The organism is Flavobacterium seoulense, from assembly GCF_000695795.1.
GTDB classification, from domain to species: Bacteria; Bacteroidota; Bacteroidia; order Flavobacteriales; family Flavobacteriaceae; genus Flavobacterium; species Flavobacterium seoulense.
In genome coordinates this window covers 19,556-46,203 of the sequence record NZ_JNCA01000015.1, presented here as the reverse complement: position 1 = coordinate 46,203, position 26,648 = coordinate 19,556, and the positions used below count along the sequence as shown (strand labels likewise).

Annotated in this window: 28 protein-coding genes; 11 read left to right on the top strand and 17 right to left on the bottom strand. The window is 32.3% G+C overall.

Going from position 1 to position 26,648, the window contains the following annotated elements; translation table 11 throughout:
- The 7 genes from FEM21_RS16550 to FEM21_RS07955 form a co-directional block, all read left to right on the top strand.
- Positions 1-499, top strand: a 499-nt coding sequence (locus tag FEM21_RS16550; RefSeq protein ID WP_035659389.1) for a hypothetical protein, incomplete at its 5' end; no start/stop codon positions are given.
- A 2-nt stretch (positions 500-501) separates the two neighbouring features.
- Positions 502-1,473: a PD-(D/E)XK motif protein gene (locus FEM21_RS07980; RefSeq protein ID WP_035659387.1), complete on the top strand. Its 972-nt coding sequence runs from the start codon at positions 502-504 to the stop codon at positions 1,471-1,473.
- Complete coding sequence (locus tag FEM21_RS07975; protein ID WP_035659386.1) at positions 1,473-3,860, top strand: AIPR family protein; 2,388 nt, start codon at positions 1,473-1,475, stop codon at positions 3,858-3,860. The genes FEM21_RS07980 and FEM21_RS07975 overlap by 1 nt, the downstream gene beginning before the upstream one ends.
- A 6-nt stretch (positions 3,861-3,866) precedes the next feature.
- The gene (locus FEM21_RS07970; RefSeq protein ID WP_035659385.1) at positions 3,867-4,289 is read left to right on the top strand and encodes a very short patch repair endonuclease; all 423 of its coding nucleotides are present in this window, start codon (positions 3,867-3,869) and stop codon (positions 4,287-4,289) included.
- A gap of 56 nt (positions 4,290-4,345) precedes the next feature.
- The gene (locus tag FEM21_RS07965) at positions 4,346-5,464 is read left to right on the top strand and encodes a PQQ-dependent sugar dehydrogenase (protein WP_035659384.1); all 1,119 of its coding nucleotides are present in this window, start codon (positions 4,346-4,348) and stop codon (positions 5,462-5,464) included.
- A gap of 12 nt (positions 5,465-5,476) precedes the next feature.
- Positions 5,477-5,932 (top strand): c-type cytochrome, encoded by a 456-nt coding sequence (locus FEM21_RS07960; RefSeq protein WP_035659383.1) that lies wholly within the window; start codon positions 5,477-5,479, stop codon positions 5,930-5,932.
- A 95-nt stretch (positions 5,933-6,027) separates the two neighbouring features.
- A complete protein-coding gene (locus tag FEM21_RS07955) occupies positions 6,028-7,056 on the top strand; it encodes a hypothetical protein (protein ID WP_035659382.1) in 1,029 nt (342 codons plus the stop codon).
- Positions 7,057-7,107: 51 nt separating this feature from the next.
- Here the strand turns inward: FEM21_RS07955 and FEM21_RS07950 are convergent, their stop codons facing one another.
- The 15 genes from FEM21_RS07950 to porW form a co-directional block, all read right to left on the bottom strand.
- Positions 7,108-8,415: a murein hydrolase activator EnvC family protein gene (locus FEM21_RS07950; RefSeq protein ID WP_035659381.1), complete on the bottom strand. Its 1,308-nt coding sequence runs from the start codon at positions 8,413-8,415 to the stop codon at positions 7,108-7,110.
- Between the two features lie 25 nt (positions 8,416-8,440).
- Positions 8,441-9,217 (bottom strand): DUF4292 domain-containing protein, encoded by a 777-nt coding sequence (locus FEM21_RS07945; RefSeq protein WP_035659380.1) that lies wholly within the window; start codon positions 9,215-9,217, stop codon positions 8,441-8,443.
- Between the two features lies 1 nt (position 9,218).
- Entirely contained in the window at positions 9,219-10,568 is a 1,350-nt protein-coding gene (locus FEM21_RS07940; protein WP_035659378.1) for a tetratricopeptide repeat protein, read from the bottom strand.
- A 209-nt stretch (positions 10,569-10,777) separates the two neighbouring features.
- Positions 10,778-11,788, bottom strand: coding sequence for a sugar phosphate nucleotidyltransferase (locus FEM21_RS07935; protein ID WP_035659376.1), 1,011 nt, complete (start codon positions 11,786-11,788; stop codon positions 10,778-10,780).
- Positions 11,789-11,911: 123 nt separating this feature from the next.
- Positions 11,912-12,346, bottom strand: coding sequence for a dUTP diphosphatase (gene dut, locus FEM21_RS07930; RefSeq protein WP_035659374.1), 435 nt, complete (start codon positions 12,344-12,346; stop codon positions 11,912-11,914).
- 42 nt (positions 12,347-12,388) lie between these two features.
- Positions 12,389-13,858 carry a lipopolysaccharide biosynthesis protein gene (locus FEM21_RS07925; RefSeq protein WP_035659373.1) on the bottom strand — a complete coding sequence of 490 codons (1,470 nt, stop codon included), beginning with the start codon at positions 13,856-13,858 and terminating at the stop codon, positions 12,389-12,391.
- A gap of 163 nt (positions 13,859-14,021) precedes the next feature.
- Entirely contained in the window at positions 14,022-14,882 is an 861-nt protein-coding gene (gene atpG, locus FEM21_RS07920) for an ATP synthase F1 subunit gamma (protein ID WP_035659372.1), read from the bottom strand.
- 78 nt (positions 14,883-14,960) lie between these two features.
- Entirely contained in the window at positions 14,961-16,538 is a 1,578-nt protein-coding gene (gene atpA / locus FEM21_RS07915; protein WP_035659371.1) for a F0F1 ATP synthase subunit alpha, read from the bottom strand.
- Positions 16,539-16,576: 38 nt separating this feature from the next.
- Complete coding sequence (gene atpH / locus FEM21_RS07910; protein WP_035659369.1) at positions 16,577-17,110, bottom strand: ATP synthase F1 subunit delta; 534 nt, start codon at positions 17,108-17,110, stop codon at positions 16,577-16,579.
- A 4-nt stretch (positions 17,111-17,114) separates the two neighbouring features.
- Complete coding sequence (locus FEM21_RS07905) at positions 17,115-17,615, bottom strand: F0F1 ATP synthase subunit B (RefSeq protein WP_035659367.1); 501 nt, start codon at positions 17,613-17,615, stop codon at positions 17,115-17,117.
- Positions 17,616-17,696: 81 nt separating this feature from the next.
- On the bottom strand, positions 17,697-17,894 hold the full coding sequence (locus FEM21_RS07900) for an ATP synthase F0 subunit C (protein WP_035659366.1): 198 nt from the start codon (positions 17,892-17,894) through the stop codon (positions 17,697-17,699).
- Positions 17,895-17,950: 56 nt separating this feature from the next.
- Positions 17,951-19,141, bottom strand: a complete 1,191-nt coding sequence (atpB, locus tag FEM21_RS07895; RefSeq protein WP_035659364.1) for a F0F1 ATP synthase subunit A — start codon at positions 19,139-19,141, stop codon at positions 17,951-17,953.
- 548 nt (positions 19,142-19,689) lie between these two features.
- Positions 19,690-19,911 carry an AtpZ/AtpI family protein gene (locus FEM21_RS07885; RefSeq protein ID WP_035659363.1) on the bottom strand — a complete coding sequence of 74 codons (222 nt, stop codon included), beginning with the start codon at positions 19,909-19,911 and terminating at the stop codon, positions 19,690-19,692.
- Complete coding sequence (locus tag FEM21_RS07880; RefSeq protein ID WP_035659362.1) at positions 19,892-20,281, bottom strand: bactofilin family protein; 390 nt, start codon at positions 20,279-20,281, stop codon at positions 19,892-19,894. The genes FEM21_RS07885 and FEM21_RS07880 overlap by 20 nt, the downstream gene beginning before the upstream one ends.
- Before the next feature lie 2 nt (positions 20,282-20,283).
- Positions 20,284-22,905, bottom strand: coding sequence for a type IX secretion system periplasmic lipoprotein PorW/SprE (gene porW / locus FEM21_RS07875; protein WP_035659360.1), 2,622 nt, complete (start codon positions 22,903-22,905; stop codon positions 20,284-20,286).
- Between the two features lie 287 nt (positions 22,906-23,192).
- Here porW and FEM21_RS07870 point away from each other — a divergent pair, with 287 nt between their 5' ends.
- From FEM21_RS07870 to FEM21_RS07855, 4 genes are all read left to right on the top strand, one after another.
- A complete protein-coding gene (locus tag FEM21_RS07870; protein ID WP_035659359.1) occupies positions 23,193-24,242 on the top strand; it encodes a ferredoxin--NADP reductase in 1,050 nt (349 codons plus the stop codon).
- A 209-nt stretch (positions 24,243-24,451) separates the two neighbouring features.
- The gene (locus tag FEM21_RS07865) at positions 24,452-24,673 is read left to right on the top strand and encodes a hypothetical protein (RefSeq protein ID WP_035659358.1); all 222 of its coding nucleotides are present in this window, start codon (positions 24,452-24,454) and stop codon (positions 24,671-24,673) included.
- Positions 24,673-24,990 (top strand): type II toxin-antitoxin system RelE/ParE family toxin, encoded by a 318-nt coding sequence (locus FEM21_RS07860; RefSeq protein WP_035659357.1) that lies wholly within the window; start codon positions 24,673-24,675, stop codon positions 24,988-24,990. The genes FEM21_RS07865 and FEM21_RS07860 overlap by 1 nt, the downstream gene beginning before the upstream one ends.
- A gap of 56 nt (positions 24,991-25,046) precedes the next feature.
- The gene (locus tag FEM21_RS07855; RefSeq protein WP_035659356.1) at positions 25,047-25,355 is read left to right on the top strand and encodes a hypothetical protein; all 309 of its coding nucleotides are present in this window, start codon (positions 25,047-25,049) and stop codon (positions 25,353-25,355) included.
- A gap of 22 nt (positions 25,356-25,377) precedes the next feature.
- On the opposite strand, the gene FEM21_RS07850 is transcribed toward FEM21_RS07855, so the two are convergent.
- Entirely contained in the window at positions 25,378-25,842 is a 465-nt protein-coding gene (locus FEM21_RS07850) for a GNAT family N-acetyltransferase (protein ID WP_035659355.1), read from the bottom strand.
- A gap of 34 nt (positions 25,843-25,876) precedes the next feature.
- Positions 25,877-26,638, bottom strand: a complete 762-nt coding sequence (locus FEM21_RS07845) for a GLPGLI family protein (protein ID WP_051627531.1) — start codon at positions 26,636-26,638, stop codon at positions 25,877-25,879.
- Between the last annotated feature and the right edge of the window lie 10 nt (positions 26,639-26,648).

Here is a 26,648-nt window from a genome sequence, read left to right as displayed (position 1 = left end):
TCAGAATACAAGTAATAATATAAGAGAGTGGAATATTTGTATAGTATCCAATACTAGTGAAAAAGCATTATTATATGATGAGGGAGTAATTAAGAAGCCTGAAAATAGAAAAGAGTATGATACTCAAAAATATAGTTTATCGGCAGATGGAAAAGAGATTGAATTAGTTTGTAGCGTCAGAAATCAAACAGAACATTCTGAATTATATAAAATAACTAAAAATCAAATTGACGATGTTGTTGATCGTCAAGTAGATTTAGCTGAAAATGGTGTTGGAAGTATAAAAGAGAGAAGGGCAAATGAAAGTAAAGGTTTGCTCCTAATTTACGCTTTAGATGAAAGAGGTACCACTAAAGTTGAAAACAGGATTCCGATTATTGGGTATAGTTTATATTTTCCAAAAATTGAAAATGAAGTTCAAGTTTCTTATTCTGCATCAATAAAAGAGGAACTAGCTTTAGAGCCAATGGAGGATGATGATAATTCTGATAACGAATAATTATGGTAAGTATTAAATCTATTTGGGATAGTCATGTTCCTACGGATGAAATTATTATAAAAACGCAACTTGAACATGTTAAACCGTTCAAATGTTTTGCAGCAACAAATCATATAACGGGTAATCATTTATACATATTTGAAACATCTAAAAAAGCTAAATTTCCTGAATTTAAAAACTTCAAGTTTAAAGGTCTATTCATTGAAATCTATGAATTTGAAGATGCAAAAGAATTACATATTTATCTTTTAGATAATCAACTGAAAGATATTTTTAGTTTATTTATTGAAAACATTGTTGAAGAAATTTCAAAAAGTGTTACTGAAAATGAGGCTTTGATTGAAACTTCTAATGTAGTTTTAAAATGGAAAAAATTATTTGATAAAATAAACTTCCAAGGGCTAACAATTGAAAGACAAAAAGGACTAATTGGAGAACTTTTGTTGTTCAATTCTTTGTTAGATGAAGAATATTCTATTGATGCTTTATTAGAAAGTTGGACTGGTCCTGATTATAATGATAAAGATTTTCGTTTTGGTTCATTTGGTGTCGAAGTAAAGTTAACTTCATCAAAAGTTCCAAAAGTTAAAATATCAAGTGAGAGACAATTAGATAATGAAAATTTAACTAAACTATATTTAGTCCTATATATAGTTGAAGAGGTTAAGGATAAAGGGTTTTCATTAAATTCTATTATCGAGCAAATCAGAACAAAAATTAATACCAATCAGAATGCTTTAAAGTTTTTCAATGAAAGACTTTTATTAGTAGGTTATTTTGATGAAGATTTTGAAAATTACAAGCGTCAGTATGCTTTTAGAAAAAGAAAATTTTATGAAATTATTTGTGATTTTCCAAGATTGGTAGCTTCAGATTTACCGATTGGTTTATTTGACACAAAATACAACATTGAATTATCAGCTATAGAACAGTTTTTAGTAAACAATAAATCAATTCTTGAATTAATAAAATAATGGATAGAGGATTAAAAAATTATATTGAAGCCATTCAGTCTGATGTAGCAGCATTAGTTTATTCAGATGGTGAAGGAGCAAGTTTCGAAGATAAGTTTACAGAATATTGTATTGAAATCTTAGATCATATTGGTAAATCGGAAGGGGCAAGAGTTTTATCTTATATTAATCCGGATTCCCAAGGCAGAATTGATTGGAAAATAAATGGATATTGCCTGAAAGATGAATTTAAAGATGATTCTAATAAAGTGTATTTTGAAACATTGGATTTGTTTATTACTTTTTATAATCAGAATTCCTATGATTATAATATAACAAAAGACGATTTCAATAAAAGTATTAATCAAATCAAAAAGTTTTTGAACGCTGCTCTTAAAGGACATATCGATTATGTGGATCCGGCTCAGACAGAACTTAATCAACTTTTAAAAATCATTATTAAACAAAAGTCAAACTTTGACAGAATGAATATCTATTTCTTGATCAATGGTAATTCAAACCATGATTTGGAAAAAGTTACAATAAAAGGTTTTGAAGATTTAGATGTTTTTGTACACGTTTGGGATATCCCCAGATTCTATAAGTTAAGTGAATCATCAAGTAACAGAGAACCAATTGAAATTGATTTTAAAGATTTAATTTCAACTAATAGTCATGGTGTTCAATGTTTGAAAATGCCAAATTTAAATGAACTATATGAATGCTATTTAGCATTATTACCCGGAGAAGTTTTAGCAAAACTTTATAAAGAATATTCAAATGAATTGCTTGAAAGTAATGTCAGAGCCTTTTTAGGCCAGACAGGAAAGTTTAACAAAGGCATAAGAGATACTATAAGGGAAAAACCTCAAATGTTCTTACCGTACAATAACGGAATTACTGCTACAGCAGAGAATGTAGAAACCGTAATCAGTGATAATCAATTGTATTTAACAAGACTGTTGGATTTTCAGATTGTAAATGGTGGTCAGACCACTGCATCACTTTTCCACACTCAGAAAAAGTTTAAGGATGCAGATTTAAGTAATGTGTTTGTTCAGATGAAATTAACCGTTATTAAAGATGTTGAACAAAAAAACATTGAAGTTCCAAACATTGCGCGTTATGCAAACAGTCAAAATAAAGTGTCTGAATTAGATTTGTCATCCAACAATCCATATTTTGTTCAAATCGAATCTCTATCAAGAAAGAAATATGTAATTGATCCTGAAAATAGAAATTTATCCACACTTTGGTATTTCGAGCGTGTGAATGGTCAATATAAGGAATCCTTAAATAAATTGACTACTCCTGCTCAACAAAGGAAATTTAAAGAACAACATCCAACAAATCAAAAGTTTGTCAAATCTGACGTTGCAAAATTTATTAACATTTGGGAATTAGAACCTCATTATGTTTCACAAGGCGCCCAGAAAAACTTTATTCATTATACTAAAAAAATAAATGAACTGGTTAAAAAAAATAAACTTCCAGGTGAAAACTTTTATAAAAAGCTAATTGCAAATGCCATTCTTTTTAAAACAACAGATAAACTGTTTGGAAGAAAAAATATAGATGCCATTGGTGACACCAACCTGAAATCATTCACGGTTGCATATACATTATCTTATTTTTATTATTTGGCAGACAACCGGTTAGATTTATGGAAAATCTATGAGGAACAAAGAGTTGACAGTAGAATAATCAATGAATTACAAAAACTAATCGTTTTTGTTTACAATCATCTCGTTAAATCTTCGAATAACTCATTGATTTCAGAGTATGCGAAAAGAGAATCAAGCTGGAAGTTATTAAAAGATGGAAACTATAAAATCAATTTTGAACAATATTCCGATTGCTTTATCACTAACGAAGAAGTTTTGACTAGGGAAATAGAAACAGAAGAAATACATAACAAATCTGAAAACAACTTGATGAACATCAATAAAATTTTAGCTTTTGGTAATAAATTTTGGGATGGTGTTTCTAAATGGTCAATGAATATTGATGAATTTAAAGAATTATCTACTGATATATGGGAAATTGCAAGTAAAATAAAAAGGGCTAAGAATCTTAATAGCAGAGATATTGCAATTGGTAATAAATTACTTTTATACATTGAAGAAAACAATATTAACAATGAAACTATAAAATCATTATCAAACGATATTGAAGTTGAAGTAATTGATATTAAAGCGATTTATGATAGATTAAAGCTAATTTCAAAGAATGACTGGTCTAAAATATTTGACTTGGGAGAACAAACAAAAATATTTGACAACTTAGAATTATTAAATTTAAAATCTGTTCAGAAATCAATTTCAAAAAGTGAAACAGTGAAAGAGGTTAATGTTGTAAATGCCATAAAATCGATAAAAAAATTATCTAAATTTGGTATAAATCACTAAAAAAGAATGGACGTCCACAATCCTAATCAACGCTCCAAAAACATGCGTGCCATAAAAAGTACCGCAACAAAAGCTGAAATTAGTTTGGCAAAAGCATTGTGGCATCTGGGTTATCGATATCGCAAAAACAATAAAACAGTTTTTGGCAAACCTGACTTTACTTTTAAAAAACTCAAAATTGCCATTTTTCTAGATTCAGAATTCTTTCATGGAAAAGACTGGGAAACCAGAAAGAAACCGCAAACCAATGCAGAATTTTGGATCAAAAAAATTGAACGAAATATGCAACGGGATATTGAAGTAACTAATTATCTCGAATCTCAAAACTGGAAAGTACTACGATTCTGGTCTAAAGAAATTGAAAAAAATCTTGATAGTTGTGTTAATCTCATTAAACATGAAATCGAGTTAAGAAGTCTTAAATCATGAAATTCCCGTATTAAACTTTTTTACTATCTTTAAAAACAAAGTTTAACACACAAAACATGAAGACATTACCATTATTGTTCTTTTCTTTTTTCATTTTGAGCTGTCAGGCACAGTTAAAGACGAACGATGAAATTCCTTTAAAAGAAGATGCTAAAAATTATCGCTTAGAAACCGTTACTGACGGCATCAATAATCCGTGGGGAATGACAGTTCTTCCCGATGGTTCGTTTCTGGTTACTGAAAAAAGCGGTACTTTATTTCATATTACAAAAGGCGTAAAAACCGAAGTCAAAAATGTTCCTGCAGTTTACAATCGCGGTCAGGGTGGTTTACTCGATATAGTTCTACATCCTGATTATGCCAAAAACGGCTGGATTTACATTACGTATGCTTCTACGGAAGGAGAAGGCACTGGCGGAAACACAAAATTAATCAGAGCTAAACTTGAAAATGAAAGCTTAAGCCAAATAGAATCCTTATACAAATGCGAACCCAATACGACTAAGGGACAGCATTTTGGTTCCCGAATTGTTTTTGATAATCAGGGTTACTTGTATTTTTCGGCAGGAGAACGCGGTAATCATTTTGTGAATCCGCAGGATATTACGAGAGATAACGGAAAAATCTATCGTTTAAATGATGACGGAAGCATTCCAAAAGACAATCCGTTTGTGGGAAAAGAAAAGGCTAAAACCGCTATTTATTCTTACGGACATCGTAATCCGCAAGGATTAGCTATTCACCCTAAAACTGGTGCTATTTGGGAACACGAACATGGTCCGCAAGGAGGTGACGAAATCAACATTATCAAAAAAGCTGCTAATTACGGCTGGCCAGTAGTAACGTACGGAATTGATTATGATAATTCTACTATTAGCAATCAACAAAAAAAAGAAGGTATTGAAGATCCTGTTTATTACTGGGCACCTTCCATCGCACCTAGCGGAATGGCATTTGTAACCAGCGATAAATATCCGGATTGGAAAGGACATTTACTTGTAGGAGCTCTTAAATTTCAATATTTAGAATTGGTAAAACTGGATGGTAATAAAGTCATTGGAAGACAAAAAATCGCTACCGATATTGGCCGTTTACGCAGTGTAATTCAGGCTCCCGATGGTTACATCTATATTGGTGTAGAAGGAAAAGGAATTCTGAAAATTATCCCTAACTAAAAAATCAAATCGATGATTACTAAATTGACTTTGGGATTCACTTTCCTTACAGCTGTTTATGGCTTTTTTTCGAATAAAAATTCCGATTATATTTCGAAAACAAATAACATTACAAGAATAGAACAACAACAAACACCTTTGCAAAAAAGCATCGCACAAGGCAAAGAAATTTATACTGATTTTTGTGTCCAATGTCATTTAGCCAATGGAAAAGGCAACGGAACTACTTTTCCGCCGCTTGATGGTTCGAACTGGCTGAAAACTAAAATAACCGAAAGTATTCATGCGGTTAAATACGGACAAAAAGGCGAAATTATTGTAAATCAGAAAAAATACAATGGTATCATGCCGCCTATGGGATTAAGCGATGAAGAAGTTGCCGATGTAATGAATTATATACTAAACTCCTGGAGCAATAAAAGCACAAAAATGATCACACTTAAAGAGGTTGCTGCGGTAAAACCCTAAAAAACGCCCTAGTTTTTAACAATAAAATAGTATTTCAAATTCAGGAAGCAGGGTATAAAATACGCTACATTTGTATCAAATACCCTGACTTTTTTATGAAAAAATATGCTTTAGCAACCTTAATTAGCCCTTTTTTATTTTTCCTTTTTACTAATTGCAACAAAGACAAATCTAACACTGAAGAAACTCCTGTAAAAGATACTATTGTAGTAAAAATAGATTCGGTTGAAAAGAAACCAATTACTACAATTGACACAGTGGATTACAACCAAAGAATGATTGCGCTAAGCAATAATGATACCACTGGAAGATGGCCGGTAAAAGCGCCTTATCCATTGCCCGGAGCCTTATTACCATACAATAGAATTATTGCTTTTTACGGAAATTTATATTCGAAAAGAATGGGGGTTTTAGGCGAATATCCTAAAGCTGAAATGATTGAAAAATTACAAGAAGAAGTCGCTAAATGGCAGGCTGCCGATTCTAGTGTAACCACTATTCCGGCTTTGCACTACATTGCCGTTTCTGCTCAGGCAGCTCCCGGAAAAGCAAACAGACACAATATGCGAATGCCGTTTAAGCAAATTGATACACTATTAAGTTGGGCAAAACCTATAAATGCTTTGGTTTTTCTGGATATTCAGGTTGGGCATAGCACGGTTAAGGAAGAAGTAAGCCAACTCGAAGATTACCTGGCTTTACCTAATGTTCATTTAGGAATTGATCCCGAATTTTCGATGAAAAATGGCGAAATTCCGGGTAAAAAAATTGGAACTATGTCTGCTGATGATATTAATGATGCCATCGATATTTTGGTTCGAATTGTACGCGAAAAGAAATTGGCACCAAAAATATTAGTTGTACACCGTTTTACACAGGGAATGCTAACTAATTATAAAGCGATTAAAACCACTCCCGAAGTTCAAATTGTAATGGATATGGACGGTTTTGGCAGTCAGGTTTTAAAACGTTCTACTTATTTAAGATACATTTACAAAGAACCTGTTCAGTTTACAGGCTTTAAATTATTTTATAAAAATGATAACTGGAACGACTGGAAAATGTATACTCCAGAACAATTGCTAGAATTTACGCCAAAACCAAGCTACATTCAGTTTCAATAACATTTATATAAAAACATAAAAAAAGCGAATCGATTGATTCGCTTTTTAATTTTATCTATTTGATAACCAACTTTGTGGATTGTTGTATGTTGTATTTTGCAGCAACAAGAATTTAATTACTGTTTTTCCTGTATCACCATTAGTACGGATTCTACCAATATTTTGTTTAATACTTACCTTATCTCCTTTACTTACTGAAACAGAACTTAAATTTTGATAAATAGTAAAATAATCTCCATGCTGAATCATTACTGCTTTATTAACCGGAGACAAAACCATCACACTCGAAACTTCTCCGCCAAAAACAGCTCTCGCATTAGCTCCGTCATTCGTAGTAATTTCAATACCACTATTGTGAACGACTAATGTATTGTAAACGGGATGCGGCTGATCACCATAACCTAATGAGATAAATCCTTTTTCTACCGGCCAAGGCAGGCTTCCTCTATTGGCTTTAAAATTATCCGCCAGAACTCTGTCTTCTGGTGTTAATTCAATTCTTGACGAAGATACTGGTGTCCTCGAAACTGTTTCAGCAACCTCTTTTTTAGTAGCAGTTGTAGATTTCTTATCGCCAGAAGCTGCTGCGGCAGCAGCTGCCGCTTTTGCACGTTCCAGAGCCGCTTTTCTATTGGCTTCGGCAATAGCTTCACGAATTAAACGGTTAATTTGTGCATCAATAGTTTTAGATTCTCTTTGTTTTTTTCGAATATCAGAAACAATTCTGTTTTTGTCTTTTTTAAGCGAATTGACTACTTTTTCCTGCTCTTGTTTTTCCTTTACAAGTTCTGCTCTTTCTTTTTGATTTTCGGCTAGTAATTTTTGTTTCGCAACTTTTTGAAGTTTCAACTTTTCATTAATACTAAGTAATTCTGTTGACTTTGCATTAATTTCTTCTCCTTGCGATTTTCTAAAACTGGTATATTGTTTTAAATATTGCGCTCTTTTGTATGCCTGTAAAAAATTCTCTGAAGAAAGTATAAACATCGCTCTGCTTTGTTCTGAACGGCTTTTGTACGAATTGACAATTTTCTTAGCATAATCTTCTTTCAAAACATCTAACTCTCTGTTTAGCTTATTTATTTTAAGTTGATTACGATACATATCATCACCTAAAAGTCGGGTTTGCTTTTCGGTAGTATGAATTAAATTTTCCTTTAATCTAATCTTGTTTTTTTGAATTAAAAAAACGTTCAAAGCTGATTTTTCCTTTGACTTGACACTTATCAACATCTTCTCATTGTCTCTAATTTCTCTTTGGATTTGAGCTTTTCGTTGTTCTAACTTTTCTTGCTGCGATTGACTCCACATAGTAGAAGTCAGGCAAACAAATAGCAGGCTAAGGAAATATTTTGGCATCTTTAAAAAATATATTTCTGCAAATTTACTTAATTATTATTCTTTTGTAACCATCCGGAACACTATATGGGAAAGAAAGTTCTTCATTAAATGAAACCGAGTTGTAATTTAAGTTAATTTCTGATTTCCCTTTAGGCTGCGTTGTTTTAATTTCGATAACCGAAGGCAAATTAGCTTCTTTATGTGCTACTCTTTCCGGATAAGCAATCTGGATTGTTCTATTCTCAGTTTCCTGACTTACTTCCTGCTTGTTTACCGTAAAATCGTTCGGATTAAAATAGTAGCTTTTTTTAGTATTTGCATTATTCGAATCATCTAAACGATACAAATTATCAAGCAAAACCTGCGTATATTTTCCTTTGTTCAAATCGTCTAAAGCCTCTCCTACTAACATATTTTGAATTTTGCTGTAATTCAAATCGGTTCCTAACCACTGACTTAATGCGCTAAAATCGCCTTCAAAATAAGTACTCTTTATTTTTTCATAATAACTTACCGAAGTAGGTGTTATCGAAGCTTTTGCCATTGTGATTCCTAAAAAACGAATGCTCACCAAAATTTGCTGATCTTTCTTTATTTTAATCTCGGCTGTTACATTTTGAGATTGTTTTTCGTCAGCATATCTTGCATTGGCTTTAATATATAAGGTCGAAAAATCGATTTTATTATCATAATGATTATCGATTATTTTAGTTGATTTGATATTATCAACCGGTTCTGTAACTGTGGTTGATGCAACAATCGCTTTGGGTTTACAGGAAACCATAAAAATGACTATTACTATTGCTAAGACTCTTTTCATATTACTTTTGTTTTTTTAATAATTCATTGGCTTTAGAAAAATACAACTCTTTTTTGTTAGTATCTCCTAATCCATTAAACGCTTCTCCAAGTTGAATGTTGTAATTAATTTCTAACGGAATATCTTCTACCACATAATCTATGCCCATTTCCAGCATTTCTTTAGCTTTTTTAAATTGTTTTAACTGATTATAAGCTAATCCTGAATAATAGTAAAACTGTGGTTGTGCCGGATACAATGCAATCATATCATTGGCAATTTTCAGAGATTTTTCAAACTGAGCCTGCTGGCTATAAATATCTAATAAAAGTACATTGACTTCTACTTCGTCTGGATTATTCTTTTTCAAAGACATTAAATAGTACTTTACCGACTTATCCCATTCTTTTTTATTGTGATAATATTTCCCAATTTCTTTAGCGACATTTACAGTAGTATCGTCTTTAAAATAATCTATGGCTTTATCTAAATCAGGAGAAAATTGCGGATTGACATTCACATAATTCAAAAATTCATTAAAAATCCGATGCTTTATTTTACTGTCTATTTTACTGCTTGCCAACACAACATTCATCGCATTGATGGCTTTTTGGCTTTCGTTATTCACCAAATAGTTTTTAAACAAACTCACTTGTGCCCATTCTGAATTTGGAATTTCTTTTTCTAGTTTTCTGGCAATTTCAAGTACTTTTTCTAAATTATCTTTTTTCGAATACAAATAAATCAGTGAAATGTAATTCGCTTCTTCCTTTGGATATTTATTAATCTGATCGACTAAATTAGTGATTTCGGCATCCTGATATTGTCCTTTCGACAAAATCTGAAGTTTGTAATTTTCTCTTCTGTCTGATTTTCCCGCGCTTTCATTTAACTCATTAATAAGATTTAATGCTTTGTCAAATTCGCCGGTATTCATGTAAAGCGAAGTAAGATCTTCTTTGAATTTTGGATCAAAAGGGATTAGTTTATGAATCACTTTAATACCATCTAAATAATCTTTTGTAGCATAATCTACATCATACATTCCTATTAAAAACCATTTGTTTGTAGGATCTAAGGTGTGTGCTTTTTCGAAAGAAGAATAAGCGTTTTTATAATCTTTCAGCGCCAAATAATTTTTTCCTATTTCATAAGGAATGGTCGCATTATTAGGATCCATTTTTAAGCAATGTTCTAAAGCAACAATGGCTTTATCGTAATTTTCAATTGCTTTTTGTTTTAAAGCTTCAAAGAAATAATCTTTAAACTTATTCTCTTCAGGTTTAATTTCTTCGGGTTCAGTTTGTCCCCATGACAAAGCTGTATTGCATAGCAAAACTAACAAGGTCATTAAAGAAACTAACTTTTTCATTCTTACAAATTAAACTTCAAAGTACATTATAAAAGTACCATTAAAAAATTAAGTGTTAATGTACTTAATTTCTTAATGGTAAAAATATTTTCAAAAGAAGCAAAAAATTACTCTAAAACCGAATAATATATCTTGTTCCTACGGAACTAACATATTATAAATAGAGCCTTCGGCTCGGACAATTTTGTAAAGCTGGACTTCAGTCCTGTTTACTCTAAAACCGAATAATCTCCAATACTAATACTTGTGAACTTGCCATCAAAACTTGCATGATTTCCTATCATTGCATTATCTAAATTGGCATTCTTAATCGTTGCATTGGTTTGTACTAAACTGTTTTTAATAGAACTGTCAACTACTTTAGTTCCGTTTCCTAAAGAAACATTCGGACCTACAGTGGCATTAGTCAAAACTACATTTTCACCTATAAAACAAGGTTCAATAATAGTTGAATTTTCAATTTTTACATTTTTCGAAACCAAATCAATTTTGTCAGCAGCCAAGAAACCAAGCATTCTCGAATTAGTTTCTACCGTAACATTTTTATTTCCGCAATCCATCCATTCGCTAACTTCTCCTGTTTTGAAGATTTTTCCGTTAGCCATCATGTTTTTAATACCATCGTTAATTTGGTATTCACCGCCATTCTGAATGTTATTGTCTAAAACGTTTTGCAATTCTTGTTTTAAAACAGCAATATCTTTGAAATAATAAATCCCGATAACCGCCAAATCACTCACAAAATCCTGTGATTTTTCGACTAATTCGATGATCTCATTTTTATCGTTCAATTTTACAACACCGAAAGCTTCCGGATTTTCAATTTGTTTTACCCAAATTACCGCATCAGCCGTTGGATCTAATTCAAAATCAGCTCTGATCAAAGTATCAGCATAAGCAATTACCGCAGGTCCAGAAAGAGATTCTTTGGCACACATAATAGCATGTCCTGTCCCTAAAGCTTCATTTTGGTAATAAATAGTTCCTTTTGCTCCTAATTTTTCGGCAATAGCAATTAAGTCCTGTTCTACTTTTTCGCCAAAACTTTCGTGAATAATAAAAGCTACTTCTTCAATATCCTGATTCAAAACACCGGCAATATCTTCTACTAATCGGTGAACGATAGGTTTTCCGGCAACCGGAATTAATGGTTTAGGAATAGTTAATGTATGTGGGCGAAGGCGAGAACCTCTACCTGCCATTGGGACAATTATTTTCATATTTTTATGTTGTTTTTTTAACCGCAAAGTTGCAAAGGTTCGCAAAGTTCGCGGAGATTTTATTATATATTTAGTCGCAAATTCATTTGATTTTACTGAATACTGCAGACTGTTCTCTGAATACTATTTCACTCCTGTACTTCCAAATCCACCAGCACCTCTTGACGTTTCAGAAAGTTCTTCTACTTCAATCCATTCGGCACGCTCGTGCTTGGCGATGATTAGTTGGGCGATTCTTTCTCCGTTTTGGATTTCGAAAGCCTGATTTGATAAGTTAACCAGAATCACACCTATTTCTCCGCGATAATCAGCATCAACAGTTCCGGGACTATTCAGTACTGTAATTCCGTTTTTAAAAGCCAGTCCGCTTCTTGGACGCACCTGTGCTTCGTATCCTATCGGCAATTCGATAAAAAGACCTGTCTTAACAATGGTTCTTTCTAATGGCTGTAAAGTTATCGATTCGGTTAAATTCGCTCTTAAATCCATTCCAGCCGAAGCTATGGTTTCATAACTTGGTAAAACGTGTTGTGATTTATTGATGATGTTTATTTTCATTTTTTATTTTTATAATGCAATTAAAAAAACTGTAAACAGAGTTTATGAATTGCTTTTACGTTTAATAATATTCATTAAAGTAGCTTTCTCATTGTGGTAAATGAAGTAGAGAAACAAAAGTAGTAACGCAATTCCAACAAAATAATTTTCTCTAAAACGATAAAATGAGATTATTGAAAATACAATAGACAATCCCAGATAACCACCTATCTTTTTAAAATCATACGGAATAGGATAATATTTATTCCCCAGATAATAGGAAATCAACATCATACTTCCGTAAGCAGCCAATGTTGCAATAGCTGAACCTACATAACTATGAGACGGAATCAACAAAAAGTTAAGTACTAAAGTAATGATTGCACCTGCAATTGAAATGTAAGCACCAATATACGTCTTGTCTATTAATTTGTACCAAACAGAAAGATTCGTATAAATTCCTAAACAGAAATTGGCCAAAATAATCAACGGCACCACTTTCATCGCTACCCAATAGGAACTATCACGAATCATTAGAAGTTTAAACAAATCGGCAAAAACAATAACGCTTAACATAATAAAAGATCCAAAAATCACGAAATATTTGGTTACCATAGCATAAGTTTGCGGCGCATTTTTATCTGAAGCATGACTGAAAAAGAAAGGTTCAATTCCTAAAGTATAAGCCGTACGGTACAAAACCATAAACAATCCCAACTTATAACAAGCTCCATACTCTCCTACTGCATCTTCGGCGATATAGCGAGGCAGTAATTTATCTAAAAGGATTTTATCAAATTGTTCGTTGATAGCAAAAGCAATTCCGGCTACTAATATAGGCAATCCATAAGCCATCATTTGTTTCCATAATCTAAAATCGAATTTCCATTTTAGAAAAATATAATCGGGTGATAAAACGACAAAAGTCAATAAACTGGCAATAATGTTCGCCAGGAAAATATAGCCTATTTCGAAATTTTCGATATAAAACGAACTGATTAATCCCGTAGGGTTTATTTGAGCTAATTTTGGTAAATAAATTAAAAACAGAATACTTAGTAATAAGTTTACTAATACATTTCCAATTTTAATAACGGCATATACCATGGGCTTTTGAAAAGCTCTTAATTTCGAAAAAGGGATAATTACTAAGGCGTCTAAGGCTAAAATCCAAATGGAATACGTAATATATTGGGAATCGATTCCTGACCAATCTGCTAATGTCGTTCGGAATAAAAGTGCGACAAGTAAAAAGATAATTGTCGTCCAAAAGATAGAAACCATCGAAGTTTCGACTACTCTTTTTTTATCTTCTTCTTTATTATAAAATCTAAAAAAAGCGGTTTCCATTCCGTAAGCCAGAATGACATTAAAAAAAATCATCCAGGCAAATATGATAGTCACTTTACCGTATTCTGCCTTAGGAAGCAAATTAGTATAAAGCGGAACTAACAGGAAACTAAACATCCTAGGCAAAACCGTAGCTAGTCCGTATATGGCTGTTTGTTTGAAAAGATTTTTATATAAACCCAAAGTGATATCTCTTAATGCTTTTAAAAAGAAACAAAAATAACTAAATCTTTGATTTAATCAGTGTTGGTTTTACACCTATTCTAATTTCTTTTTCAAATATTTTCAAAAAAATAGCCTTGCGATGGCAAGGCTATTTTTATATCTAAAAAAATTAACTTTTATATTATCCATTCAAAGCTTCTGCTCCACCAACGATCTCTAAGATTTCGCTAGTAATTGCAGCCTGACGTGCTTTGTTGTATGTTAATTTTAATTGGTTTCTTAAAGCTGTCGCATTATCAGTTGCTTTGTGCATAGCTGTCATACGCGCACCATGTTCTGAAGCAAATGAATCACGGATTCCTTTATACAATTGTGTTTTTAATGATTTAGGAATCAAAGTCAACACGATTTCTTCTTTTGATGGTTCGAAAATATAATCTCCAGCAGTTGCATTGGCATCTGATTGAACAGGAGCTAATGGTAAAAATTGTTCTGTTTGAACGATTTGAGTAGCTGCATTTTTAAATTGGTTATAAATCAATTCAATTCTGTCATACTCACCACTAACAAATTTTTGAGTTAATGTATCAGCAATAGCAGCAACATTATCAAAAGTCAAATTATCAAAAACACTACTTTGATTTTCAATTACTGTATTTGTTTTGCTTAAAATATCATTTCCTTTTTTACCTATAGCAAAAATATCAACTTGTTTTCCTGCATAATATGCTACACGATTTTTAGCTTCTTTGATTGCATTAGTATTAAATGCACCAGCTAAACCTCTGTTAGAAGTTATTACAACAAGCAATACTTTCTTGATTTCACGTTGTGTAGTAAATTCTTCGCCAGTTCCTCCCTCAAGAGTTGCAGAAAGACTTTGTAATAATTCCGTTAATTTTTCGGCATAAGGGCGCATGGCTGTAATTGCATCCTGAGCTTTTTTAAGCTTGGCTGCAGATACCATTTTCATCGCCGATGTGATTTGCATCGTAGATGAAACGGATGTAATTCTATTACGGATTTCCTTTAAATTTGCCATTTATTTTTTGTATTAAGACTTTAGTATTAAGTACAAAGACCAATCTTGATACTTTGTACTCAATACTTAATACTTATATTAGTTATATTTCGCTGAAACTTCTTTAGCTACATTCTCGATAACATCAGTAATCTTGTCATCAAGTTTACCAGCTTTTAAAGCATCAAGAGTATCTCTGTGTTTTGCGTTTAAGAATTCTAAGAAATCTTTTTCGAATTCTTTTACCTTAGCAACAGGAACATTTCTTAATAAGTTTTTAGAACCAGCATAGATAATAGCTACTTGGTCTTCTACTGTATAAGGGTCGTTCAAACCTTGTTTCAAGATCTCAACGTTTCTTTTTCCTTTTTCAATTACGTTTAAAGTAACAGCATCAAGATCAGAACCAAATTTAGCAAACGCTTCTAATTCACGGAATTGCGCCTGATCTAATTTTAAAGTTCCAGAAACTTTTTTCATTGATTTAATTTGAGCATTACCTCCAACACGAGATACAGAGATACCTACGTTGATTGCAGGACGAACCCCAGAGTTGAACAAATCTCCATCAAGGAAAATCTGACCATCTGTAATAGAGATTACGTTTGTTGGGATATATGCAGAAACGTCACCAGCCTGAGTTTCGATAATTGGTAAAGCTGTTAATGAACCACCACCTTTTACGATTCCTTTGATAGAATCTGGTAAATCATTCATGTTTTTAGCAATTCCGTCATCAGCGATAACTTTACAAGCTCTTTCTAATAAACGAGAGTGTAAGTAGAAAACGTCTCCAGGATATGCCTCACGTCCCGGTGGTCTTCTTAATAAAAGAGAAACCTCACGGTAAGCCACAGCTTGTTTAGATAAATCATCATAAACAATTAAAGCCGGACGACCAGAATCTCTAAAATATTCTCCAATTGCAGCACCTGCGAAAGGAGCATAAACTTGCATTGGAGCTGGATCAGAAGCATTAGCAGCAACGATAACTGTATAAGCCATTGCTCCTTTTTCTTCTAACATTTTTGCAATTCCTGCTACAGTTGACGCTTTTTGTCCAATTGCAACATAGATACAAAATACTGGTTTACCAGCATCATAAAATTCTTTTTGATTTAAGATAGTATCGATACAAACAGTTGATTTACCTGTTTGACGGTCACCAATAACTAACTCACGTTGTCCACGACCTACAGGGATCATAGCATCTACTGCTTTTACACCTGTTTGTAATGGCTCAGTTACTGGCTGACGGAAAACTACTCCAGGAGCTTTTCTTTCCAATGGCATTTCGTATAAGTCACCACCTATTGGTCCTTTTCCATCAATTGGAAAACCAAGAGTGTTAACAACACGTCCTACCATTTGCTCTCCTACTTTAAGAGAAGCAATACGTTGCGTTCTTTTAGCAGTAGATCCTTCTTTAATTCCTGTAGATGGCCCTAAAAGTACAACCCCAACATTATCTTCTTCCAGATTCAATACAATAGCCTCAAGACCATTCTCAAATTCTACTAATTCTCCATATTGTACATTCGAAAGCCCGTAAATACGAGCAATACCGTCTCCAACTTGAAGTACCGTTCCTACTTCCTCCAGCGTAGCGCCAGATTCAAAACCTTCTACTTGCTTTCTTAATATTGCTGAAATTTCAGCAGGTTTGATTTCCGCCATCTTAATTTATAATTTAGACACTTTTATGTGCAATAAAACTAGTTACTTAATTCTTTTCTTAATACTTGTAATCGGTTAGCAATAGAAGCATTGTATTGCTTATCGCCTATAGTTAAAATAAATCCTCCAATGATTGCAGGATCTACAATATTTTTAATAGTTACTTTTTTATCTGACAATGATGCAATTTTAGCAACTACCTTAGCTTCTAAATCAGCATCCATTGGAATAGCTGTAGTTACTTTAGCAACTTCAATACCATTCGCCTGATCAAATAAATTAGAATATGCTACTGCAATAGCTTCAAGAATTTCAAATCTTTTATTTTCGAATAATAAATGAAAGAAACCTTTAGTTACGCCATTGCTATTTGCAAAAACTTCTAATAATGCTTTTTCTTTTACTTCAACGCTTATTGTTGGACTTTGAATAAAAGCATTTAATTCAGAGTTACTTTTGATTGTTGAAGCAATTAAAATCATATCGTTATTTACCTCGTTAGCCACTCCTATTGAGTCTGCCATATCAAGGATCGCTTTTGCGTAACGAATTGCTGCTCTTGTACCTGCCATAATATTAGTTTAGCTTTACGTCACCTAACATTTTCTCAACTAATTTAGTTTGAGCTTCAGTATTAGATAATTCGTCTTTCAATAATTTCTCTGCGATACTCAATGACAATGAAGAAACTTGTAATTTCAATTCAGCCATTGCTGCGTTTTTCTCACTTTCGATAGCCGCTTTAGCCTGCTCGATTAGTTTTAATCCTTGTGCCTGAGCTTCAGTTTTTGCATCAGCAACAATTTTCTCTTTCATTTCACGAGCTTCTTTCAACATAGTATCACGTTCTGCTCTTGCTTCGTTTAAGATTCTTTGGTTATCAGCCTGTAGATCCTGCATTTCTTTTCTGGCATTTTCTGCTGATTCTAATGCACTTTTAATTCCTTCTTCTCTTTCAGAAAGCGAATTCAAAATTGGTTTCCAAGCAAACTTAGCTAATAATAAAATTAAGATTGTTAAAATAACAAGCTGCCAAAAAAACAGACCGTATGAGAAATCGTTAAGTAACTTTTCCATTATATATATTTTGTAATTTGTTTAAACTTTTTTTAATAAATACAATCTGCAACCAACCGTTGCAGATTGTATTAAACTTAATTAAGCTCCTAAGATCAAAGCACCGAATGCTAAACCTTCCAAAAGAGCTCCAATGATAATCATAGCAGTTTGGATTTTTCCTGCAGCTTCTGGTTGACGAGCAATAGCGTCCATTGCTGAACCACCGATTTTACCTAAACCTAAACCTGCTCCGATTACGATCAAACCAGCTCCTACTAAATTTGGAATTGTTCCCATAAGTATATATATATAAAAATTAAACTTCTAAATTAAAATGTTATTGTACTAATTTCTTAGTGGTGATCATCATGATGATCGTGTTCCTGAACAGCCATACCAATAAACAATGAAGACATCATTGTAAAAATAAACGCCTGAAGAAACGCAACAAGTAATTCGATTAAAGAAATAAATGTTGTTAATGCTAATGAAACTCCAATACTTCCACCTGTACCTAACAAGTTTTTGAAAAGGAAAATAATTGCTAATAATCCCATCATTACTGCGTGACCAGCTGTAATGTTAGCAAAAAGACGAATCATTAATGAGAATGGTTTTGTAAAAATTCCCAATACCTCAATTGGTGCTAAGATAATTTTCATTGGAGCAGGTACACCCGGCATCCAGAAAATGTGTCCCCAATAATCTTTGTTTGCACTAAAGTTAGTAATGATCAAAGTAACAAATGCTAAACAAAAAGTTACTGCAATATTTCCTGTTACGTTGATTCCAAGTGGTGTTAATCCAATCAAGTTTAACAACCAAATAAGAAAGAAAACAGTTAACAAGAACGGCATGAATTTTTTGTATTTTTTTTCACCAATGTTTGGTCTTGCAATTTCGTCTCTTACAAATAATACCAATGGCTCTAAAACTCTTGAAAAACCAGTTGGTAAATTGTTTGGTCCTTTTTTATACGTTCTTGCTAATGCTGTAAACATTAAGAACAATAATAAAGAGGTAATTAATAATGAGAAAACGTTTTTAGTAATTGAAAAGTTCAACGGCATCTCATTAGTTGGATGTCCGTGGTGATCTAATTCTAATGTACCTTCAGCATCTGTTTTATAAATTTTGTTGTGAACTAATTTATAATAAGCTCCATCAACATTAGCTACAGTCTCACCGTGGTGAAATGCTGAAGCTGAAAAAACTTTTAATCCGTCATCAATTAAAATAACCGGTAATGGGAAACCAACATGTGTTCCAGCTTCTTCATCAGAATATAAAGTAAAATCATAAGAGTCAGCTAAGTGATGCTGAATGTGCTCATTGATTTTTTCTTTAGGAGATAATGCCTCATGTTTTTCAGTGTGTGCTTCAGTCTCATGATTAGCTGTTTCATGGGCAACTTGCTCAGTATGAGAAGCTGTTTCTGTTTTTACATGAGTTGTATCCTCTACAGGATTTGCCATAGCAACAGAGGAGATCAATCCTATAAGAATTGCTGTTAGTGATCTGACAGGTTTCTTTGAAATTATCATATCTAATTAAAATATTGATTTTTACGGTCCTTAAAATTTGACGCAAAGGTACATTTTAAATTAATATACCAAGACTACCCTATATTTTTTTAATTTATTCTCGGTTTTTCGCCATTTTCATTGCTGTTTTTTAACATTTTTGCAGTTATAATTATTTTAAATAACAAAAACAGAATAAAAATCACAAAAAAATTGATTTTCTCAATTTTAATATTTCCCGATGTTTTTGCTAAAATAGGCCGCGCAATAATATATGAGAAGACTAAATTGATAGTCGTCGCCGCAAGAAATGCTATCCCAACAAAGTCCGGAGCCGTTTTAAAAACCATTATCAAAGAAAAAACAATTAGAACTCCCACAGCTGCAAAAAATGCATAGAGATATTCTAAAGAATAATGAAAATTGGCAATTTCTAAATCTGCTCCAAAAAAACTAAAAATCAATTTGTGTACTATATATAGAATGACTGCAAACAAAAGGAAATAAAAAACAGGTGCGTAACTTTTTAAATTCATGGTATTATAGTCTAATATTTATTGGGTTTATGTTTATTCTGTTTTATTAAGTTCGTTCACCTGTCTTATTACATTGTAAATAGCAATACAAACACCCAGCATCGCAAGAATCTTAGAATAGTAAACAGTATCGCTGGGATGATTTTCGTCCAGCCAGCTACCTATAAAATAAAACAGATAAATGATTGCTCCCATTTGAGTGGGAATTGTAACTAATGCAAGCCACTTGTTTCTATTATTCGGTTTCTGTTCCATCGGTTAACAACTTTATGTTTTCTTTCATACTGCAAGAAGCACTAAAATCGGCACCAGGTTCTATGGCTAATTTACCCACAGTTACATCGCCCTGAATACTTGCCTTTGCTTTTATGTTTAATAATTCGGCTACATTAATTGTTCCTGTAAATTTTCCTTCAATATCCACATTTTTACAGCTAATGTCACCAGTAACACTTCCGGTAGGTCCTATAACCAGTTTTCCTGTAGATTGAAAATTCCCAATTAACTCACCATCTAATCTAAAATCAGCTTTCGAAATAATATCTCCTTTTATTACAGTTCCTTCTACAATTCTATTTGTTTTTCCTAAAAGATCAGTATAAGGTTTTTCTTTTTTATTAAACATGATTATTCTTTTTTTGCTTCTAAATACGAATTCAGATTTTTCTTGATTTGAACTATTTTATAATTTTCATTCGAAATAATTATAGCCGGCGTCTGGATTTTATAAGCAGGATCTTCTTGTAAAACACTCACCACACTTGCTGCATAATCCTGTGTTGTAATTCCCTGAATGATAACAAATCCTTCATTGTCAACATAAGAGTTATAAGCCAGATTTATTCTTTGAGCATTCTCTGCTTTCATAAATTTGCTTATTTTTTCCTCTATTGCTTTTCTGTCATTAGTTGCATTTAATGCTACAGGATAAAGAATTTTCCAATAACTTGATTTTTTAAAATCAAAATTCATTTGCTCTAATAACGGAATTTGTTCAGCCAAAATAACCGTAGCTTTTTTACCTTCTTCGGTATTTGGATACGTAGCAGCAACATTTTCTAATGCCGCTTTATAGGCCACTAATCCTTTTAGTTTTCCAATAGTATTGGCTTTTAAAAGTTCGAATTTTGACACGACTTCCTCGCCCGAAAACTGATTGATTAATCCGTCTATTTTTGCCAGAACTACATCAAACTCTTCATTAGTATATTGTTGATATAATTTTTTATAAACCGCATCAGGAGTTCCTTCTTCGACTACTACGTTTGCGTTGTTTACAATTTGCGCATAACGCGAATCAGGATATTGGGTCACAATTCTATTCTTAATTTCTTCGGCTCGACTGGCATCAGTAATTTGATATATTTTGTACAAATTGTACAATGTAGGAAGTACTAATTTTTCTTCAGGATTATTGCCTAACAATTGTTCCAGCTTAGTGGCAGCCAAATCATTTTCTTTGAATTTTTCCTTATAAATTACACCTAATTGATAATAGGCATCATTGCGTTCTTTACTAATACTATCAATTGCTGTGGTTGATGTTGGCAATTGACTTAAATAAAATTCAGAAGTATATTTTGGATTCACTTCTTTTGTTTTCGAAATAGAATCTGAAGCTACATCCTGCTGAGCAATTGCCAGAGAATCCTGTGACATAGCAGCATTAACATTAGCCGAAGAAGAAACTCTCCAATAACCGCCCGGATTACGTTTTCCCCAATTTTTCTTAAACGCCACTTTTCCAAAAGAAACTGTAGCCTGATTGTAAAAATAAAACACATTATCTGCCTGAAGACTCGCCATTGATGGTGGTGCAAATGTTGGTTTGGCCGGCGCTTTTCCGTTGGCCAAAACAGCTACATCAGCTGTTGTTGCCTGATTGTTTCTTTCAATATTTTTTTGTTTTTCGGCCTCTTTTTCTTCTAAGATTTTCTTGGCTTCATCCTGTTTTTTTAACTTTTCGATGTAACCGTCAAAATAAGCAATTCTTCCAGATTCTGGTAAAGCAACCACTTTAAGAATACTATCGTTTCTAACCGCTATAGCTTCGTAGAAAATAACTTCATCCAAATTTTTACGTACTTTTTCAATATGAATAAATTCTCTGGTTTTAGGATTCAGTTTCACCAAAGTACTGTCGTAATATTTGGCAGCCATTGGATAACTTGCCTTTTTAAAATACATGTTTCCAATATTTCTATAATTCGAAGCAATTAAATAATTATCATTTTTAGCATGGTCTAAAGAAGCATTGTAATATTCTAAAGCTCTTTCATCTTTGCCTTGCTTGTCATAAAAAATCCCAAGCTGGTGATTTAAAATATCCAGAAACGGACGATTTTCTCTATTTTCTAATAGTTTATGGTATTTTTCGTCGAAAGCAAATTTATCTCCATTTTGGTAATCAAACAATTGTGCTAATCTAACCTGAGATTGCATCATGTATTTTCGGTCTGATTTTCGGTTCATTTTAATTACCGCTTCGTAGTATTCTCTGGCCTGATCATTTTGCCCCATTTCCTGATGCAATTGTCCCAGAATAAAACGGTATCTGGCTTTTTCATTATTATGTTTGGTAAAATCGGCCGCTATTTTTAATTTGACAATGGCGCTGTCTTTTTCTTCTAAATTTAAGAACGAAGCTGCTAAAAGTGCATTGGCATCAGCCACAACCTGTTTGTGAGGTTTGTGCTGTTGGAGCATTTTACTAATATTTTTGATCACCAAAGCATCGTTGCCCAAACGCATATTGGTTTTTTCGCGCCAAATCTTCGCTTCATCAATTCGGCTGCTATTTGAATATTTGTATAAAATATAATTAAAAGCGTCCAGAGCCGGAATAAATCGTTGGTCGTAATAACGCGATTTTCCTAACAATAAATATGCTTCGTCCATTTGAGAATTGCGTTCCCGACCGCCAATGTTCATCGAATGTTTTTGAATGGCTTTAGTGGCTTTGGTTTCTGCTAACTTAAAATCGGCGTTTTTTGTGGTGTCGGCGACTACAACATCTTCATCAACATTCATGGCTTCGATAGGCAGAATTTCCCAAAAATTATCCTGATTATTAGCCTCAATACCTTTAATTCCTTTGTCTAATCCTATTTGTCCGTTGTATAAAATATTGTATTTTGTACTTAACGCATGTGAATTTCGAGCCAAAAAAGTATCGTTTCTGGTAGAACAGGCTACCAAAACACACAAACATCCTAATGGAATTGAATATTTAATTCTGTTGGTTTTCAATGATTCGCAGTTTTTATCATTAAACTTTGTAAAAGTTTTTTTAGTATAAAGACTGGTAAAAATACGTTTCTTTTTGAAATATAGAAATTTAATAAACGAAAAGGTTTTAAGTTGATTTAAATACTTGATTATATTATCAATAAACAGCTGTTTTCTACTAAATTAAAAATGATTATAAGCCAGATTTAAATAGAAAACAGCAATCAAAACAAGAGAGCTGCTAAATTTCAAAAACTTTGATTTAAGAAACCTATTCACTTTAGTATATTTGCAGAAAATTATATCACATGCCAAATTTTCTTAAACTCCTTATAAAAGAGGTTAAAAGAGAAACCGCAGCTGCCGTTTCAATACTTTTTAATATTCCCGAAGAATTAAAAGAAGACTATAAATTTATTGCAGGACAATATGTCAATATTAAATTAACACTAGACGGAAAAGAAATTCGTCGTGCTTATTCTATTTGTTCTTCACCTGAAAGTGGCGAATTACGCATTGCGGTAAAAGCGGTAAAAGATGGTCTTTTTTCACAATTTGCTAATACAAAACTAAAAGCTGGCGATGTTCTTGAAGTAGGAAAACCAGAAGGAAAATTTACCTTTGAAGCTGATGCTAACAAACAAAAAAATTATGCTGCTTTTGTTTCCGGTAGCGGAATTACTCCTGTTTTATCAATCTTAAAGTCTGTTTTAAAAAGTGAACCAAAAAGTTCATTTGTATTGGTTTACGGAAATAAATCACCCGAAGAAACTATTTTTCACCAGGAATTACACGACTTGCATTTACAATATGTAAATCGCTTTTTTGTTCATTATGTGTACAGTCAGGCTAAGGCTGATGAAGCTTTATTTGGACGAATTGACAAATCAGTCGTGAATTACGTTTTGAATAACAAACACAAGGAATTAGAATTTGAAAAATTCTATTTGTGTGGCCCTGAAGATATGATCAATACAGTTTCCGGAATTTTGAAGGAGAAAAACGTAAAAGAATCAGCTATCAAGTTTGAACTTTTTACGGCTTCGGCTCATGAAAACGAAATCAAAGATTTAAGCGGACATTCGAAAATTACTGTTATGGTTGACGATGAAGAAACTTCATTCGAAATGTCTCAAAAACAAACCATTCTGGAAGCAGCTTTAAAACAAGGAATTGATGCTCCTTATTCTTGCCAGGGCGGAATTTGCAGCAGCTGTCTTTGCCGCGTAACCGAAGGAAGCGCCGAAATGAAGAAAAACTCTATCCTAACCGATAAAGAAATTGCCGAAGGTTTAGTATTAAGCTGTCAGGCTCATCCAACATCGGATACAATTTATGTCGATTTTGATGATGTATAATTGTTAAATCCCAATATTAAAATTTCCAAATTTCAATAACTAAAACTTCTCTGAAAAGGGAAGTTTTTTTGTTTTAAGAAAATTATAACTTTTGAAAACCATAAAAAATATACCTCCAACTTTTACAAGTATTTCATTTGTAAACTCAATCATAAAATCTACACCAAACACACAATAATTTTGTATTTTTGAATAAAATATTCGTAATCATGGATTTACAAACTAGAAAAATTGAATTTGTACAAGAGTTTCTAAAACTTCAAAGCGAAGAGTTAATCGCTCAGTTTGAAAATTTATTAAAAAAAGAAACTAATAAAAAACTGAAACCGATGTCGGTAATTGAATTGAATTCGAGAATTGACCAATCAGAAAATGATTTTAAAAATGGGAAATTTAAAAGCAGTTCTGAACTTTTATCCAAATACAAATAATGGCTTTTGAGATAATTTGGTCTAATTTTGCAGAAACTCAATTAGACCAAATTTTTGAATATTATATTGAAAATGCTAGCTTAAAAGTTGCACAAAATATAATTGAAAAAATCATTTTAGAACCAAATAAAATACTTTTGCACCCAGAAATTACTCAAGTCGAAGAGCTATTGTTAGACAGAGAAAAAGAATATCGATATTTAATTTGTAACAATTATAAAATCATTTATTCTATCGACTATGAACAAAAATGTATAATGATTGCTGATGTTTTTGATACCAGACAAAATCCATCAAAGATCAAAAGAACTAAATAAAAAACATAGTTGATACAAATTGATTACTTGTGATTTTTTTAAATTAAGTCATTATAATGAAATCCATTCGGGAAATATTCAGGAACAATCCATCGCTACTTGACGAACCAGAAGTACAACAACTAATTGACTATTGCGAAGAATTGCAGGATGAAGTTGTAGAGTTCAAATTTCAAAAAACAGACAACAAAGAACTTGCCATGCTCGATATGCTCAAAGAAGTGATTAAAGGCTGTAACGCTATCGAAAAAGAGCAAATGGAACACGAACGCTATGGTTATCCGGCACCTGATTATCTGGAAACTATTTCGAATCTAAAAAGTTACATTTATAGCAGATGCAGAGACGAAAAAATATATTTGTAATATAACAGAAGAAACTGCTTTTTTACTTAAGATCTTTATTAGAAAACCTTATCATATCAATATGAAGAATTCCGTCTTCATCATAAGGTTCCCCATCTTTAATAAAACCAAATGATCCATATAAATTTGATAAATGAAATTGTGCTCCAATTTTAATATCAACATTGCCAAAAATATTAATACAAGATTGAATAGATTCTTCTACAATTTTTAGTCCTAATCCTTTTCCTCTAAAATCGGGCGCTATCAAAACTCTACCAATAGAAACCTCATTATAGGATAGACCAGCTGGAATAATTCGGCTGTAACCTACTAACGTATCATTATTAGATAATAACAAATGATAACATTTCTGATCCTTATTATCAATATCTAAATATGGGCAATTTTGTTCGACTATAAATACTTCGTTTCTTAGAGATAGTAATTTGTATAATTCAACATTTGACAATTCATCAAAAGTTTTTGTGATTACATTTAATACCATATATTGAGTTGTTTAAATCGAAATTACAATTCTATTATAAAAGAGCATTCCACAAGAACATATTCTTCTGTCTTTGAATTTCTTCTTTCTGATCACCATCGCTGTACCAATCTTTTAATTTATCTTCAAAAAGGGCTTTTAACTCTTTTAAATCATATGTTTTTTTAGCAGTAATAGGTTTTATATCAGCCGGATTAGTAAAAGCTACATCTACTTTAGTCGCAATATAGGAAGTATATAATCTTGGTACTGTAAGTCCTAAAATCATACCCGGTAAACCGCTAATGGAAACCGGACCGCCAGAAATAGTAATATCATCAGTATAAAAAGCAAATATATATACATCATCCATTATTTTACCTACGGCTTTTCGGCAATTATATCCGGCAATTTCTCTGTTTTCATTGGTAATTTTCCATTCAATTTTTGGAATACTATCGTTTATAACAAAAAGAGTTCCTGCTATTTGTTTTTGCATATTTATAGTTCCGGTATAAAAATTAGAATACCAACTATTTTCTTCATCTGCATCTTTCAGATATTTTGGAATTCTGGTTTTCGGACTCCATCTGTTAAATTTAAAGATGCTTTTATTATCGGCAAAAGTATAATTGAAATAAGAAATTTTAAGATCAGAAAGATTGTCTTTCATCATTTCGCCCCAACTATCATTACTCATCGTTTTTTTGAGATTGGTACTTACTTCATACTCAATTACAGCCTTATCAACAAAATGTTGTGCATTTAATCTTATTGTAAAAAAGAGCACAGTGATAAAAAAAAGTTTTGTTTTCATATAGCTATTT